We start from the raw sequence: 15,641 nt of genomic DNA on the forward strand, positions 1-15,641 counted from the left end.
GCCGCAGGCGTTCATGCAGCCGGAGATGTTCAGGTCGATGTCGCCGATGTCGAACAGGTAGTCGAGGTTGTCGAAGCGGCGCTGGATGGCCTCGGCGATCGGGATCGACTTGGCGTTGGCCAGGGAGCAGAAGTCGCCGCCCGGGCAGCAGATGATGTCGGTCAGCAGGCCTACGTTGGGGGTGGCGAAGCCCAGTTCGCGCAGTTCGCCCCAGAGGGCGAAGAGTTCGCCCTGCTCGACGTCGGCGAGGATGATGTTCTGGTTATGGCTGTTGCGCACCTCGCCGAAGCTGTAGCGGTCGGCGAGATCGGCGATGGCGTCCAGTTGCTTGTCGGTGACGTCTCCCGGCGCGGTGCCGGTTGGCTTCAGCGAGAGCGTCACGGCGACGTAGCCGGGCTTCTTGTGAGCGAAGGTGTTACGTGCGCGCCAGCGGGCGAAGCCGGGGTGCTCCGCGTCGAGCCGGGCGAGGGATTCGTCGAGGTCGTCGAGGGCCTTGTAGGCCGGATCGACGAAATGCGCGGCGACGCGCTGGACTTCCGCCTCGGTGAGGGTGCTCGGTCCGTCCTTGAGGTTGGCCCATTCGGCCTCGACGCGCTCGGCGAAGACCTCCGGGGTCAGCGCCTTGACCAGGATCTTGATCCGCGCCTTGTACTTGTTGTCGCGCCGGCCATAGCGGTTGTAGACGCGCAGGATGGCATCCAGGTAGCCGAGCAGGTGCTGCCAGGGCAGGAATTCTTTGATGAAGCTGCCGACGATGGGGGTCCGGCCCAGGCCGCCGCCGACCGAGACGCGGAAGCCGAGCTCGCCGGCCTCGTTCTTCACCGCCTCCAGGCCGATGTCGTGCACTTCGATGGCGGCACGGTCGCTCACCGCGCCGTTCACCGCGATCTTGAACTTGCGCGGCAGGTGGGCGAACTCGGGGTGGAAGGTGGACCATTGGCGGATGATCTCGCACCAGGGGCGCGGGTCCACCAGCTCGTCGCGGGCGACGCCGGCGAACTGGTCGGTGGTGGTGTTGCGGATGCAGTTGCCGCTGGTCTGGATCGCGTGCATCTGCACGGTGGCCAGCTCGGCGAGGATTTCCGGCACGTCTTCCAGCTCCGGCCAGTTGAACTGCACGTTCTGCCGGGTGCTGATGTGGGCGTAGCCCTTGTCGTAGTCGCGGGCGATCTGCGCCAGCTTGCGCAGTTGGCGCGAGGAGAGCAGGCCATAAGGAACGGCGATGCGCAGCATCGGGGCATAGCGCTGGATATAGAGACCGTTCTGCAGGCGCAGCGGGCGGAACTCCTCACCGGTCAATTCACCCGCCAGGTAACGGCGGGTCTGGTCGCGGAACTGCTTGACGCGGTCCTCGACGATCCGTTGGTCGTACTCGTCGTATACGTACATGAATATTCCTGCTGTCAGGCTATGCGGCTTACTGCGTTAACCAGCGCGCACGGCTACGCGCTCCACGCGGAGTGGGCGCACGATACCAGTTCATATTTATGCGTAAAAGTGATGTTTGAGTATATGGTAAGAACCGAAACGACTAAGCCGCCAGGCAAGCATAACCGCTTCGCAACGGCGCCTTTCTTGAGCGATGGGCGGCGCTGGTCTTAACTGGAGAGTGCCTTTCGATGTCTTCGTCCCGATACCCACAAGAAACAGGGGGAGTCATGAGCGAGCCGAGCAAAACCCAGGAAAACCGCGACAGCGTGGTCGACGCCCGCGCGGCCTTCGTCCTGATCCTGCTGGTGGTGGCTACCGCGGTGTTCTGGGTCAGCCACCAGTGAAAGCCCGCCTCGGCGGCGCAGAGGTCACAGGCCGCTGAGGCTCAGCACCAGTTTCACGATCCCGGCCAGCAACAGCACGAACACCAGGGTGAAGAGCAGGCCCAGCATGATGAAGTGCACGGGCTTGCCGTGGCTGAAGTCGCGGGCGCGGTTTCGTCCGCTCTGCACGCCGAAGGCGGCGGCCATCACGCTGTGCAGCATCTGCCAGAAGGTCGGCGGCTTCTGGTTCGGTTCTTCCGTCTCGATACCCATCGGTGGTTCTCCCTTTTCCATACCTGCCCTGAGAGTCTAGACCCTTGGCGGGAGGAGGGGGGCTTCAGGCCTGGCGGGCGGGAATGCGCCGTTCCGCCGTGCCCTGCGTGGCCCTGGCGCGCAGTTGCCCGCAGCCGCCGTCGATGTCCTGGCCGGCCGAGTTGCGCACCTTGGTCAGCACGCCGCGGCTGTGCAGGTAGCGCACCAGCTCGACGATCCGCTCCCCGCTCGGGCGCCGGTAGGCGTCGCCGTCCATGCTGTTGTAGGGGATCAGGTTCATCACCGCGAAGCGGCCCTTGAGCAGGCGCAGGATGCCGTCCATTTCCTCCAGGCTGTCATTGATCCCTTCGAGCAGGGTCCATTGGTACTGGATCGGATAGTCGACCAGGCGGGCGTAGGCCTCGCCGGCCTCCACCAGTTCTTCCGGGCTCAACGGCGGCGCCTTGGGCAGCAGTTGCCGGCGCAGGTCGGCGCGGGTGCTGTGCAGGGACAAGGCGAGGGCGGGCTTCACCCGTTGCCGGGGCAGGCGCTCGAACACGCGGGGATCGCCGACGGTGGAGAACACCAGGTTCTTGTGGCCGATGCCGCCGTCGGTGCCGAGCAGGTCGATGGCTTCGAGGACGTTGTCGAGGTTGTGCGCCGGCTCGCCCATGCCCATGAACACCACTTTCTTCACCGCTCGCCGGCGGCGCGCCAGGACCACCTGGGCGACCATCTCCAGACTGCCGACCTGGCGCAGCAGGCCGCTGCGGCCGGTCATGCAGAACACACAGCCGACCGCGCAGCCGACCTGGGTCGAGACGCACAGCCCACCGCGCGGCAGCAGCACGCTTTCCACCATCTGCCGGTCGGCCAGTTCCACCAGCAGGCGCGACGAGCCGTCGCTCGCCGGATGCTCGCTGTGCAGGCGGGCGATGCCTTCCAGTTCCGCGGCTACCTGGGGCAGACCATGGCGCACGCTCAGCGGCAGGAAGTCCTCGGCCCGCTGGCGGGCGGTGCAGGCATCGAGGGCGCGGCCCTGTAGCCAGGCGCGGACGATCCTCCCGCAATGCAGGGGCTTGGCGCCGAGATCGGCGAGGCGCTGGTGGAGATCGTGGCTACGCATGCGGCGCGCATCCTACCATCGCCAGCGGCAGGGCGGTATGGCGGACGCCGACGTGCTATCGTGGCGCTCCGCTCCACCGCAGCAACGGAACCGTTCCATGAAATTCGTCCACCAGCGCGAACACCTCAACGAAGACGACATCGTAGTCATCGAGTGCTCGCAGCAATGCAATATCCGCCTGATGAACGACGCCAATTTCCGCAGTTTCAAGAACGGCGGTCGGCATTCCTACCATGGCGGCGCCTTCGATCGCTTCCCGGCGAAGATCAAGGTGCCCAGCACCGGCTTCTGGAACATCACCATCGACACCGTGACCCGGCGGCCGATCAGTGTGACGCGCAAGCCGAACTTCAAGTGGTCGATCAAGTTCGTGCGCCGTTCCGCCGGCTGGTAGGGCGGCACAGGGGCAACTGCCCTCATTTGCTCGGTGCGAAACCATACTGGGACGGATGGCCGGCGATGATCCAGTCCGGATAGGCGCTCCGGCAGGCCAGTTCGATGCAATCGGCCAGGCGTTGCGGTGCGTCGTCCCGCGCGAGCCTGATCGGCTCGAACAATGTGTACCCGAAGCACCCGTTGGCGAAGCTCAGATGGAACGGTAGCAGCAGCGCGTCCAGCCGTGCGCCGATGCGAAAGACGCCATGGTGGATCCGCGCGGGTCGCCCCAGGATCGAGACGGCGACGGTTTCCATCGGATAGCGTTGCATCAGGTGGGGCGGGACGTCGGCGAACAACACCGCGAAGCCGTCCCGGCGCAGCGCCTGCAGAAACTTCAGGCCGAGCGCGTTGCGGTTGCCTTCGTCGTAGGTGTGCAGGATGCGCAATCCCGGAGTCAGCGCCTGTTCCTGGTGGCCGTAGTCCTCCCGCGGCACGCCGGAGACCACCGCCAGTTCATCCAGCCCCAGTCGCGCGCGCAACAGGTCCATCAGGCAGATGTTCGCGTATTGCGACACGTAGTGGAAAGGCGAGAGGATCACCGGCTGGCCCGGTGTTTCTCGCCGAAGCCGCTCGAGACGGTCGTGCAGGGCCTGGGCCGCCTCCTCGAGCCCGGGCCAGCGGGTATGCCGGCCATGGAGCCGCTCCAGCAACAGGCGCCGGTCGAGCAGGTGTTCGAAGCGTTCGGCAGCAAGAGTGCGCCACAGGGTCTCCCGACCGAGACCGAGGGTCGTTCTGCCCCATTCGTGGCGCAGCCAGCCGCTCCAACGAGCGCGCGAGTCGAACAGGGCACGCAGACACCAGGTTAGCCGTGCATACCGTTCCATGCCCCGTGGAGAAAGCCGCAGCAGGCCATGTTCGAGGCAGCGCAGGCCCGCGTTCCGTAGCGCCCTAACCCCCATCGTCGGCCAACCAGTGATCCAGGCGGGCGATGTCGCCCAGGTCGAGGGCGGCCACGTCGGCCTTCAGGGACAGGTAGGTGATGAGCATCTCGTAGTGTGCCTTGGCCAGTTCCTTCCTGCTTTCATGGAGGGCTTCGTGGGCGCGCAGGACGTCCAGGTTGCCGCGGCTGCCGGCCAGGTAGCCTTTCCGTGTCGCATCCAGGGTGTCCTGCTGGGCGCGGACAATCGCCACCAGCGCTTCGCTGCGTTCCTGCGCCCAGAGGAAGTTCTGGAAAGCCTCGCGACTGTCGGCGCCGGCCTGGCGCGTCGCATCCAGCAGCTTGCTGCGCGCCAGGTCCTCGGCGGCCAGCGCCTGGCGTACCCGCGCACGGATTTCGCCACCGGTGAAGAGCGGTACGCTTACCGTCAGCATGGCGGTGGTGGTGGTGGTCGGCCTGGCGTAGCCGGAGGCGGCGCCCGATGGTGAGTGAGTGCCGCTGAGACTGACGACCGGATAGCGCTGGGCACGACTCTTGTCGGCGTCATCGTGCGCATCGCGGATCTCCAGTTCCCCAAGCTGAACCGCATAGTTCTTGGTTTCCGCCTGCCGTGCCCATTGTTCGACGCCCCCGGGCTCGAGCCACAAGGCTGGCCCGTCGGCGATACCTTTTGCGGGCAGTTGCAACGGCCTGCCACTCAGGCGCTCGACCTCTCGTCGCCGCGACTCGAGTCTGTGGCGGGCGGAGCGCTGCTGCAGGAGGGCGCTGTCCAGGCGCACCTGCGCCTCGCGCAGATCGACCAGCGTCGCCTCGCCGCCCCGGCGCTGATGGAGAACCAGCGTCTGCTGGTCCTGGACCGCCTGCAGATAGCGTGTCGCCAGTTCCAGTTCGTTCTGCGCCAGAAGTGCCTCGAAATAGCTGCGTGCGCTGCGCAGGACGAGTTCCTGCCAGGCCTGGGCGTATTCGATCCGGGCGCGAGCGCTGGCGGTGTCGGCCTGTTTCAGCGCGATCCAGCGCTCCCAGTCGAACAGCGGTTGGGTCAGGGAGACCGTCCAGCCGTTCTGCCGATAGCTGATCGACGGCAGGTCCTCGGTTTCGATCCGGTTGTAGGCCCTGCCCCAGCCGGCGTCCAGGCGCGGCAGCAGGGCGGCGCGGGCGCGCGGCGCTTCCTGGAGGCTGATCTCGATGCGGGCGCGCGCGCCGGCGAGGCCGGCGTCGTGGGCGAGGGTGTCATTGACGACCTGCAGCACGCCGCCTGCCATGGCGGTAGGGGGGGCAAGAGTCGCCAGCAGGAGTACGGGCAGCCATTTCACGGGTGCGGCGTCCCCTGCGGTTGTGCGGACGGCAGCAGGGCGCCATCGCGCAACTGGTAGCAGCGCTCGAACCTGGCGGCCAGGGAGCGATCGTGGGTGATCACCACCACGGTACGCTCCAGCGTCATCAGCAAGGTGGCGATGCGCTCCACGGACGCCGGATCGAGGTTGGAGGTGGGTTCGTCGAGCAGCAGCACCTCGGCGGGTTGGTACAGAGACCTGGCCAGCAGCAGGCGTTGGCGCTGTCCGGCGGAGATGTTGGCGACCGAGTCGCTGATGATGGTACGTGTGCGCATCGGCAGCCGCATCACGTCCTCCAGCAGTCCGACCTGTTCGAGCAATCGGTTGATGCGTCCCTGGTCGGCATGGGCGCTGAACAGCGAGACGTTGTCGGCGATGCTGCCGCGCAGGATCAGGTCACCCTGGCGCATCTGGGTCATGTGGCGGCGGATTTCATCCACCGTCAGGTTGGCATAATCCACCCCGTTCAGGCGGAGCTCGCCCTGCTGCAACGGTTCGGCCGCGCAGAGCAGCTTGAACAGGGTCGATTTGCCACTGCCGGAGGGGCCGACGATGGCGATCTTGTCGCCACGGCGGATTTCCAGATCGACGTCCTTGAGTACGTAGCGATCGGATACGCCGTAGCTGAAGGCCAGGTTGCGGATTCCGATCGACTCGAAGCGCTGCAGTTCGCTGGCGGTCGTCTGTTCGGCATCGGTATAGCGCTCGGGGGTGTTTTCCACGATGTCGGCTACGCGTTCCACCGGCACACTGAGCATGAGGCGACCGAACAGGGCGTTGATCGCCTGGGCCAGCCGCTCCGAGGCCAGGGATTTGTAGATCATGAAGGAATAGAAGACCCCGACGGACAACTTGCCGTCGAGCATCAGCCCGGCCGAGAGCCAGGTGATGGCGATGACGTCCATGTAGTCGACGAACTTCAGCACCCCGTCGCGTAGCGCGGTGAGCCTGGCGCTGTCCAGCGTGGCGACTGCATAGGCCTTGAACCTGCCCATGTAGATCGCGGTGCGTCGTACTTCGCCGGAGGCCAGCTTGACCAGGCTGGCGCCGCGGATGGTCTCGATCAGGGTGTCGTCGCATTCCGCGGAGTGCTCCAGCACCCGCATGTGGGCATCGCGCATGGGCATGTACAAGGCGAAGGCGGTGGCCAGGTAGAGCGCGAAGATACCCAGCGCGACGGCGGTCAGCAGCGGGCTCTGCACCAGCATCAGCGCCAGCGCGGCAAGGCCGACCAGCAGGTCGATACGCAGCGAGATGGCGGTATGCACCACGTAGTCGTTGATCTCGTCATGGGCCTTGAGACGGGAAAACAGGTCGCCGACGTTGCGCTTTTCGAAGTACGGAATAGGGTTGCGCAGCAACTGGCCGACCAGCCCCTGGGTGACGTTGACGCTGACCCGCGCGCTGACCAGCGCGGACAGGTAGGACTGGACGATGGTGCTGAAGGTGCCGACCAGGAATATGCTGGCGAAGGTGAAGGCCAGGATGTGCAGGAGATTGCGGTTGTCGCTGGTGACGACCTGGTCGAGGACCAGGTTGCCGAAGTAGGGCATCGCCAGGATGGCGAACTGCGCAGCGATCGCGACGAACAACAGCTTGCCGATCTGCCCGCGCAACTGCGGGTTGAGGCCGCGTACCCGGGCGAGCGCCGCCGGTACCCGGGAACGGGCCTTTATCCGCGGCATTCGCGGGGTCGGCGAGCAATCGAGGAGATATCCCGAGACATTCGTCAGGAACATGTCGAGGGCGATTCGCCGCCGGCCCAGCGCCGGGTCGAGTACCTGGACGTAGCCGCGGCGATATTTCTCGAAGACCACGAAATGGGCGCCACCGAAGTGGATGATCGCGCCGGGCTTGATCTCGCCGAGGTCTTCGGCGTCGAAGCGATATGCCTGCACGGCGAGCCCGAACTCGATGGCGACATCGTACAGGTCCATCAGGGTCAGGCCATGGGAGGAGATCGGTCTCAGGGCGGCGATCTCGCGGACTTCCGTGGCGCGTCCCAGGTGGCAAAGCACCATGGCGAGGCAGGCGTAGCCGCAATCGGCCACTTCGTTCTGGTAGATGACCCGCACGATCAGCCTCGCACCAGTTGGAACAGCGGCTCGAACACCCATTCGGCGATGGTTCTGCGCTCGACGACGATGCTCGCGGTTCCTTGCATGCCAGGCAGTATGCGCAGCGGCTGGCGCGCCGGGCCGAAGCGGGCGTTGGGCAGGAGTGCCCAGGCCATGTAGTCGCTCTGTTGCGCGCCGGCGCGAGGCGCTTGCGGTGCGGCCGCTTCGATCTTGCCCATGGTTGCGTCGGAAATCGAGCGGATCCGCGCCTCGAGCGTGCCGAAGCGGGCGTACGGATAGGCATCGAGCTTGATCCTGACCGTTTGCCCTTCGCGGACGAAGCCGCGCTGGCGCGACGGGATGCGGAGCATCGCCGAGAGGGGCTGGGACGAGTCGGTATCCAGCACCAGGCTGACCTCGTCCTCGAGCAGCATGTGCCCGGCCACCAGGCTGGAGAAGGTGACGGTACCGTCCCGGGGCGCGGCGATGACAAGGTCCCGGCGGGCGTCTTCGAAGCGCTGCCGGATGTCCTGGATGTCGCGGGTGCGTTGCGCATCCAGTTCACCCAGTTGGGCCTGGAGCTCGCGGCGATTGCCGCGCAGCGCCTCGATCTCCGCCTGCAGCGCCAGGCGGCGGGCGTCTCCCTGGGCCTCGTCCGCCTCGCTCTGGTGAAGGCGTGCGCGGGCCTGCTCCAGGCGTTCGGCGGTGACGTAGTCGACCAGGCCCCGCAGGCGCTGCAGACTCTGGCGCGCGTCGTCGACCAGTCGCTGGGCGCGAAGACGCTGCCGCTGCAAAGCCTGCAGCTCGTGCGCACGTGCCTCTGCGCTGAGTTCGGTGGCCTGGATACGGGCGGAAAGAGCTGCGCGCCGGTCACCAATCTGGGCATCTATTGCGGCGATCTGCGCGTCGCGCATGCGTTCGTCGAAGCGCGCCCGCGGGCTCCCGTCGCTGGAAAGCGACAGGTCGCGGGTCAGCCTGAACAGTGGCTGGCCTTCCCGTACCACTTGCCCCGGCGTTACCAGGACGCTGGTTACCAGGCCGCCATGGCCGGTGATCTTGAGTTCGGATGGCGAGACGATTTCACAGGGGACATCGCGTTTCAGCTCGATTTCCTGAATGAAGGCGAAGGCCACGGCGATCAGCACCGTGGTGGAGGCGCAATAGGCGATCCAGCGCCATGGCACATCGGTGAAGCGTGGCAGTTTTCCTGCTTGTAGAGTCAATTCCCGGCTTGTCCTGGTTGTCGGCTTCGTTGCGGCGATTGGAGAGGCTGGCCAGCCAAGGGCTGGCCAGCGGGAGCACGGACGGGGAGCGAATCGCTCTCGCTGCGATCAGGGGGACGCAGTAGCTGGGCGACGCGGCTCCTTCATCGGGACTCAGGCCCAGCGTGCAGGCGGAGGCACTATCGTGCCGCCACCACCGCCCGGGCCCGGGCTGGGCGGCGTCGGCGTCGATGGCGTGGGAGCGGTCGGCGTGGTGCCCGCCCGGTTATAGCTGTTCGGTTGGCTCCGGCGGGATTTGCAGCAGCCGCCGGAAAGCTCGGATTGCGCGAGTGCTTCGCGAGGAATCTGTTTCATGGAATGTGTTCATCCTTCGGTAATGTTGATGGATCGGCGTCGTTGGATGCTCTCTTGGCGTTGCACCTCCTGGCTCGGGATACGTTTCACTCATTGGTACGACATGGTGAAGGTCGCGCTGCCGTTGGCGATGCCCGCGGTGGCGTTGGCCGAGGTCCGCACGTATTGGGCGGTGAACTGCGCTTCATGGATCCGATTGCTGACGTCGCCGAGGACCAACTGGTTGGGGTTGCCCGCGGCCCGGGAGTCGGCGCCGAAGCGAACCTTCTGGTTGCCGAGAAGTATCTGGATGCCGAAGCCGTTGGCCTTGGACTCCTGGGTGAGCGACAGGAGATCGCTCCGGTTCGAGGGCGACGACGCGTCGGTGAAGGTCACCGCGACCTTGGCGCTGGTTCCGCGGCAGTCGATGATCAGCGCAAAGCTGCGAGCGGGCGATCTGCTATTGACCTCCTTCATCTCGCTGAGCCCCACCTTGTCGAAACTTTTGGGGGGGCGGGTGCTGACCGTGCAGCTTTGTGGCGTGACCTGCACCAGGGGCGTGCTCAGGGTGATGGTCGAGCCGGTGACCCCGCCGATCTTCTGGGTAAGGAGCGTCGTCAGGCCGGAGATCTGGGCTCCCGGTTGCACATCGCCGGTCTTGACCAACTCCAGAGTGATCGGGGCGCCCAGGTACACATAGCATTTGCCGCTGGAGGGATAGCCGCATTGCGACGGTGTGTTGAAGACCGAGAGCGGAACCGGTAGGGAACCCGGCTTGAGGGTTGTCCCTTCCGGCGGGGCTGTCAGACGGTAGCCGATGCCGGGAGTGCCCGTCGGGATCACCCCCTCGGCGTTTGCCGATTGTCCGTTGCCGGCGATCCAGTCGGCAATCGTGGCGGTGTCGCAATGGACGCCGACCGGGGCACTCTGGTTGAAGCTGTAGTTGAAGCGGGCGCTGGCGATGACGCTGCCAGGCGCTGCGTCGCGAGGTACCGAGAGGCTGGCCGGCAGGGTCAGCGTGGCCCTGTAGACTCCGCCGGAGCCGAGCTTGCACTCCGCCATGGCTGAGCAGGAGAGCTGCCAGGCCAGCAGGGCGAGCGTTGCCCTTCTCAGGATCCGGCCAGTGGCTTGCCATAGGGGCAGCAATGGGGCGGGACGGTCTGCGGATCCGGCCAGGAACGTGATCATCGGCACCTGATTCAGCATCCATGCTTTATTTGGTGCAGCGTGTCCGTTTTTCTTCGACATGCTGTTCTCCACTCGGAAGCTGAGCCGCACCCCTCGCGCAGGCCCAACTGCTGATTGCTGTGTATGGGGCTGTACCCATCAGATATCTCTTTGAAACTGAAGGGGATTCGTTAAGGGTACGGAGGGGTGGAGTTGCCTGTAAGAAGGAATTTCTTTGGGGCATGAAGGAAAAGTCTGATAACTGCCGAGGCGGGGCGGGCCAGGCGTGCAACGGGTTTTTCTCGCTATCGGGAGCGGCGGTGCGAAAGTTGCTGGCCGGGCGTTGCGCCCGCATCGACTGGGAACGGCAAGGATGCCCCGGCATCGTGGAGTGGAGCCCTGGAACCGGCTTCACCGACGATGGGCGGGAGTCGGCTTGCAACCCGTCGAGCCGCCGGTTCCCAGAGGTGTTGCCGGCAAAGGATGAGGCAGCGCCCGGCGCCACCGTTCGAGCGCTCTTAACGAATGTTCCGCTAACCGCTCCGCCCGGCGGCTCGGTGCAGTCCCGGGGCGCGATGGGTGGGCCGGGACGAGGCGCCGCGGGCAACGCTACGCTGATGTCGTAGGGCAGCAGGAGCGTGTCGATCGCGGCATCGATGGGCGGCGATGCCGCGCTCGCCAGCGGTCAGGCGGTGCGCATTCGGCAGCACGGGAGGATCGACGTGTAACTGCTCTTCACGCCGCCGAGGAGGCGCTTGAGGGCATTGTTACAGTCGTGGAACTGGCGTCGCCGCGGATCGTCGGCCCGCCCCGGCCGCAGTCGCCCAAGCGGGACGGCTGACAGGCTCGGGACGAGGTGTCCGGCGGACGTCCTTGTTCCGCTCGGAGAGGTGCGCTCCAGGGGCTGTCACTGTCGCCAGGCCAGTGCCGGTTTCACTCGAAGAAGTTGTGCCAGCAGTCGCTCAGCGGACCGATTTCGAAGGTCCGGCACCAGGTCTGCGCCTCCAGCCACAGGCGGGCGGTCTCCCGGTCCGTCTCGTCCAGCGTGCCGACCCGCGCCAGGCACAGGTAGCCGCTGATCTCCGCCTGTTCCGGCGCGCCGCCACCGCCGAACACCCAGCCCTGGCTCTCGACGAAGTCGATCAGGTGGTCCAGCGCGTCGTCGTGGGATAGCGCTGCGCGGTCGTAGGTCAGTTCGAAGCTGAAGCCGAACTCCTGGAACTCGCCCAGGCGCAGTTTCTTGCGCAGGCGGCGCTTGCGCGGCTTTTCCATCTGCTCGGGAGTGAGGAATTTCATCGTCGCCTTCCTGGTCAGTCGTCGTAGCCAAGGTTCGGCGCCAGCCAGCGCTCGCTGACGCTGGCTTCCTGGCCCTTGCGCTGGCTGTAGCGTTCCACCTGGTCCTTGTCGATCTTGCCGACCGCGAAGTACTGCGCCTGCGGGTGGGCGAAATACCAACCGCTGACCGCCGCGGCCGGGAACATCGCGTAGTGCTCGGTCAGGCTGACGCCGGACAGGCCCTGCGGATCGAGCAGTTCGAACAGGGTGCCTTTCTCGGTATGGTCGGGACAGGCCGGGTAGCCCGGTGCCGGGCGGATGCCGACGTATTGCTCCTTGATCAAGGCCTCGTTGTCGAGGTGCTCGTCACGGGCGTAGCCCCAGTACTCCTTGCGCACCCGCTCGTGCAGCCACTCGGCGCAGGCTTCGGCGAGGCGGTCGGCGAGCGCCTTGACCATGATGCTGTTGTAGTCGTCGCCCTTGGCTTCGTACGCCTTGGCCACTTCCTCGGCGCCGATCCCGGCGGTGGTGATGAAGCCGCCGATGTAGTCGCGCACGCCGCTGTCCTTCGGCGCGACGAAATCGGCCAGCGACAGGTTCGGCTTGCCGTCCGGCTTGATCGTCTGCTGCCGCAGGTGGTGCAGGGTGGCGAGGGTCTCGCCGTCGGCGTCGTAGACCTCCAGGTCGTCGTGCTCGATCTGGTTGGCCGGCCAGAAGCCGAACACCGCGCGGGCCTTGATCAGCTTCTCGTCGATCAGCTTCTTCAGCATTGCCTGGGCGTCGTTGAACAACGAGGTGGCGGCCTCGCCGACCACCTCGTCGGTGAGGATGCGCGGGTACTTGCCGGCCAGGTCCCAGGAAATGAAGAACGGCGTCCAGTCGATGTACTCGGCGAGCACCGCGAGGTCGATCTCGTCGAGCACCCTGACGCCGGTGAAGGAAGGCGTCGGCGCCTGGTAGCCGGCCCAGTCGAACGCCGGCTTGTTGGCGATAGCCTGTTCGTAGCTCAGCCGCTCGGTGCGGGCGCTGCGGTTGGCCGTGCGTTCGCGGACCACCGCGTAGTCGGCGCGGGTGCGGGCCACGTAGTCGGCCTTCAGCTCCTTGGACAGCAGGCTGGTGGCCACGCCTACCGCGCGCGAAGCGTCGGTGACGTAGACCACCGCGTCGTTGCTGTACTGCGGATCGATCTTCACCGCGGTATGCGCCTTCGAGGTAGTGGCGCCGCCGATCATCAGCGGCAACTGGAAATTCTGCCGCTGCATTTCCTTGGCGACGTGGACCATCTCGTCCAGCGACGGCGTGATCAGGCCGGACAGGCCGATGATGTCGCATTTCTCGGCGATGGCGGTCTGCAGGATCTTCTCCGCCGGCACCATCACGCCGAGGTCGACCACGTCATAGCCGTTGCAGCCGAGCACTACGCCGACGATGTTCTTGCCGATGTCGTGCACGTCGCCCTTCACGGTGGCCATCAGGATCTTGCCCTTGGCTTCCGGCTTGTCGCCTTTCTCCGCCTCGATGAAGGGAATCAGGTGGGCCACCGCCTGCTTCATCACTCGCGCGGACTTGACCACCTGCGGGAGGAACATCTTGCCGGCGCCGAACAGGTCGCCGACCACGTTCATCCCGGACATCAGCGGACCTTCGATGACCTCGATGGGGCGCGCGCACTGCTGGCGGCATTCCTCGGTGTCCTCGACGATCCAGGTGGTGATGCCCTTGACCAGCGCATGCTCGAGGCGCTTCTCGACGCTGTAGCTGCGCCATTCCTCGTCCTCGGCCTCCTTGACCGCGCCGCCGCCCTTGTAGTCGTCGGCGATCGCCAGCAGGGCCTCGGTGGCCTCGGGCGTGCGGTTGAGCACCACGTCCTCGACCCGGTCGCGCAGCGCCTTCGGGATCTCGTCGTAGATTTCCAGTTGGCCGGCGTTGACGATGCCCATGGTCAGGCCGTTGCGGATCGCGTAGTAGAGGAACACCGAGTGGATCGCTTCGCGCACCGGGTTGTTGCCGCGGAACGAGAAGGACACGTTGGACACTCCGCCCGAGCTGAGGGCGTAGGGCAGGTTGTCGCGGATGTAGGCGCAGGCGTTGATGAAATCGACCGCGTAGTTGTTGTGTTCCTCGATGCCGGTGGCGATGGCGAAGATGTTCGCATCGAAGATGATGTCTTCCGGCGGGAAGCCGACTTCGTCGACCAGGATGTCGTAGGAGCGCTTGCAGATTTCTTCCTTGCGCGCCTGGGTGTCGGCCTGGCCGTCCTCGTCGAAGGCCATTACCACCACCGCGGCGCCGTAGCGCTTGCACAGCCGGGCGTGGTGCTTGAAGGCCTCTACGCCTTCCTTCATCGAGATCGAGTTGACGATGCCCTTGCCCTGGATGCACTTCAGGCCGGCCTCGATCACCTCCCACTTGGAAGAGTCGATCATGATCGGCACGCGCGAGATGTCGGGCTCGGAGGCGATCAGGTTGAGGAAGGTGACCATGGCCGCCTTCGAGTCCAGCATGCCTTCGTCCATGTTGATGTCGATCACCTGGGCGCCGGCTTCCACCTGCTGCTGGGCGACCTCGAGGGCTTCCGCGTAGTTTTCCTCGCGGATCAGCCGGGCGAACTTGGCCGAACCGGTGATGTTGGTGCGCTCGCCGACGTTGACGAACAGCGAGCTGCGGTCGATGGTGAACGGCTCCAGGCCGGACAGGCGGCAGGCCCGGGGAATCTCCGGGATGACCCGCGGCGGGTACTTGGCCACTGCCTTGGCGATCGCCTCGATGTGCGCCGGGGTGGTGCCACAGCAGCCGCCGACGATATTGAGGAAGCCGGCGGCGGCGAATTCCTCGACCACCACGGCCATTTCCGCCGGCGATTCGTCGTATTCGCCGAAGGCGTTCGGCAGGCCGGCGTTGGGGTGGGCCGAGACATGGGTGTCGGCCTTGATCGACAGTTCCTCGATGTACGGCCGCAATTCCTTGGCGCCGAGGGCGCAGTTCAGGCCTACCGAGATCGGCCGGGCGTGCCGCACCGAGTTCCAGAAGGCCTCGGTGGTCTGGCCCGACAGGGTGCGGCCGGAGGCGTCGGTGATGGTCCCGGAGATCATGATCGGCAGCTCCACGCCGAGTTCTTCGAACACGCCCTGGACGGCGAAGATCGCCGCCTTGGCGTTGAGGGTGTCGAAGATGGTCTCGATCAGGATCAGGTCGGCGCCGCCCTCGATCAGGCCGCGGGTCGCTTCGACGTAGTTCTCCACCAGCTCGTCGAAGGTGACGTTGCGGTAGCCGGGGTTGTTCACGTCCGGGGAAATCGAGCAGGTGCGGCTGGTCGGGCCGAGCACGCCGGCGACGAAGCGCGGCTTGTCCGGGGTCTCGGCGGTCTTCGCGTCCGCCACCTGGCGGGCCAGGCGCGCCCCTTCGACGTTGAGTTCGTAGGCCAGCGACTGCATGCCGTAGTCGGCCTGGGACACCTGGGTGGCGTTGAAGGTATTGGTCTCGAGGATGTCGGCGCCGGCGTCGAGGTAGGCCATCTCGATGGCCTGGATCACGTCCGGGCGGCTCAGCAGCAAGAGGTCGTTGTTGCCTTTCACGTCGCTCGGCCAGTCGGCGAAGCGCTCGCCGCGGTAGTCGGCCTCTTCCAGCTTGTAGCTCTGGATCATGGTACCCATGCCGCCATCGAGGATCAGGATACGTTCCCTGAGGGCGTGCTGGAGGGCTTGCAGGCGGGCGCTGCGATCGGTGAGCGGGCTGGACATGGATGGACCTGGCGTCAGTGGGCGGAAAGGTGAAAAGCATAACAAAGGCAGGGGCTTTCCGGCCG

11 protein-coding genes are annotated in these 15,641 nt (G+C 65.8%); 1 reads left to right on the top strand and 10 read right to left on the bottom strand.

All coding sequences use genetic code 11. The features are described 5' to 3' along the window. The 3 genes from HMPREF2886_RS08275 to HMPREF2886_RS08290 form a co-directional block, all read right to left on the bottom strand. Nucleotides 1-1,389: nitrite/sulfite reductase (locus HMPREF2886_RS08275; protein WP_070747099.1), on the bottom strand; the 1,389-nt coding region annotated here is incomplete at its 3' end. Nucleotides 1,390-1,799: 410 nt separating this feature from the next. Next, complete coding sequence (locus HMPREF2886_RS08285) at nucleotides 1,800-2,027, bottom strand: DUF2970 domain-containing protein (protein WP_003088007.1); 228 nt, start codon at nucleotides 2,025-2,027, stop codon at nucleotides 1,800-1,802. Nucleotides 2,028-2,091: 64 nt separating this feature from the next. Next, nucleotides 2,092-3,132 (bottom strand): RNA methyltransferase, encoded by a 1,041-nt coding sequence (locus HMPREF2886_RS08290; protein WP_033977226.1) that lies wholly within the window; start codon nucleotides 3,130-3,132, stop codon nucleotides 2,092-2,094. A gap of 37 nt (nucleotides 3,133-3,169) precedes the next feature. On the opposite strand from HMPREF2886_RS08290, the gene HMPREF2886_RS08295 reads away from it, so the two are divergent. Beyond that, nucleotides 3,170-3,526 (top strand): DUF1883 domain-containing protein, encoded by a 357-nt coding sequence (locus tag HMPREF2886_RS08295; protein ID WP_073648577.1) that lies wholly within the window; start codon nucleotides 3,170-3,172, stop codon nucleotides 3,524-3,526. A gap of 22 nt (nucleotides 3,527-3,548) precedes the next feature. Here HMPREF2886_RS08295 and HMPREF2886_RS08300 read toward each other — a convergent pair whose 3' ends face one another. The 7 genes from HMPREF2886_RS08300 to metH all read right to left on the bottom strand — a co-directional run bounded on the left by HMPREF2886_RS08300 (nucleotide 3,549) and on the right by metH (nucleotide 15,576). Continuing rightward, the gene (locus HMPREF2886_RS08300) at nucleotides 3,549-4,394 is read right to left on the bottom strand and encodes a lysophospholipid acyltransferase family protein (RefSeq protein ID WP_196494075.1); all 846 of its coding nucleotides are present in this window, start codon (nucleotides 4,392-4,394) and stop codon (nucleotides 3,549-3,551) included. Between the two features lie 64 nt (nucleotides 4,395-4,458). Beyond that, nucleotides 4,459-5,760: a TolC family outer membrane protein gene (locus tag HMPREF2886_RS08305; protein ID WP_128688667.1), complete on the bottom strand. Its 1,302-nt coding sequence runs from the start codon at nucleotides 5,758-5,760 to the stop codon at nucleotides 4,459-4,461. Further along, the gene (locus HMPREF2886_RS08310) at nucleotides 5,757-7,856 is read right to left on the bottom strand and encodes a peptidase domain-containing ABC transporter (protein ID WP_039027350.1); all 2,100 of its coding nucleotides are present in this window, start codon (nucleotides 7,854-7,856) and stop codon (nucleotides 5,757-5,759) included. The genes HMPREF2886_RS08305 and HMPREF2886_RS08310 overlap by 4 nt, the downstream gene beginning before the upstream one ends. Before the next feature lie 2 nt (nucleotides 7,857-7,858). Beyond that, on the bottom strand, nucleotides 7,859-9,061 hold the full coding sequence (locus tag HMPREF2886_RS08315) for an HlyD family secretion protein (RefSeq protein WP_033971740.1): 1,203 nt from the start codon (nucleotides 9,059-9,061) through the stop codon (nucleotides 7,859-7,861). 444 nt (nucleotides 9,062-9,505) lie between these two features. After that, the gene (locus tag HMPREF2886_RS08320) at nucleotides 9,506-10,642 is read right to left on the bottom strand and encodes a fimbrial protein (RefSeq protein WP_083318532.1); all 1,137 of its coding nucleotides are present in this window, start codon (nucleotides 10,640-10,642) and stop codon (nucleotides 9,506-9,508) included. 852 nt (nucleotides 10,643-11,494) lie between these two features. Beyond that, nucleotides 11,495-11,857, bottom strand: coding sequence for a 50S ribosome-binding protein YggL (locus HMPREF2886_RS08325; protein WP_042167189.1), 363 nt, complete (start codon nucleotides 11,855-11,857; stop codon nucleotides 11,495-11,497). 14 nt (nucleotides 11,858-11,871) lie between these two features. Further along, entirely contained in the window at nucleotides 11,872-15,576 is a 3,705-nt protein-coding gene (gene metH / locus HMPREF2886_RS08330) for a methionine synthase (RefSeq protein WP_033971742.1), read from the bottom strand. Nucleotides 15,577-15,641 lie beyond the last annotated feature (65 nt).

The sequence above is a fragment of the Pseudomonas sp. HMSC066A08 genome, from assembly GCF_001813025.1.
Classification (GTDB): Bacteria; Pseudomonadota; Gammaproteobacteria; order Pseudomonadales; family Pseudomonadaceae; genus Pseudomonas; species Pseudomonas aeruginosa.

Coding starts and splice junctions, on each gene's coding strand:
- HMPREF2886_RS08285 (WP_003088007.1), bottom strand. CDS start 2,027: ATGGGTATCGAGACGGAAGAACCGAACCAGAAGCCGCCGACCTTCTGG.
- HMPREF2886_RS08290 (WP_033977226.1), bottom strand. CDS start 3,132: ATGCGTAGCCACGATCTCCACCAGCGCCTCGCCGATCTCGGCGCCAAG.
- HMPREF2886_RS08295 (WP_073648577.1), top strand. CDS start 3,170: ATGGCGGACGCCGACGTGCTATCGTGGCGCTCCGCTCCACCGCAGCAA.
- HMPREF2886_RS08300 (WP_196494075.1), bottom strand. CDS start 4,394: ATGGAACGGTATGCACGGCTAACCTGGTGTCTGCGTGCCCTGTTCGAC.
- HMPREF2886_RS08320 (WP_083318532.1), bottom strand. CDS start 10,642: ATGTCGAAGAAAAACGGACACGCTGCACCAAATAAAGCATGGATGCTG.
- HMPREF2886_RS08325 (WP_042167189.1), bottom strand. CDS start 11,857: ATGAAATTCCTCACTCCCGAGCAGATGGAAAAGCCGCGCAAGCGCCGC.
- metH (WP_033971742.1), bottom strand. CDS start 15,576: ATGTCCAGCCCGCTCACCGATCGCAGCGCCCGCCTGCAAGCCCTCCAG.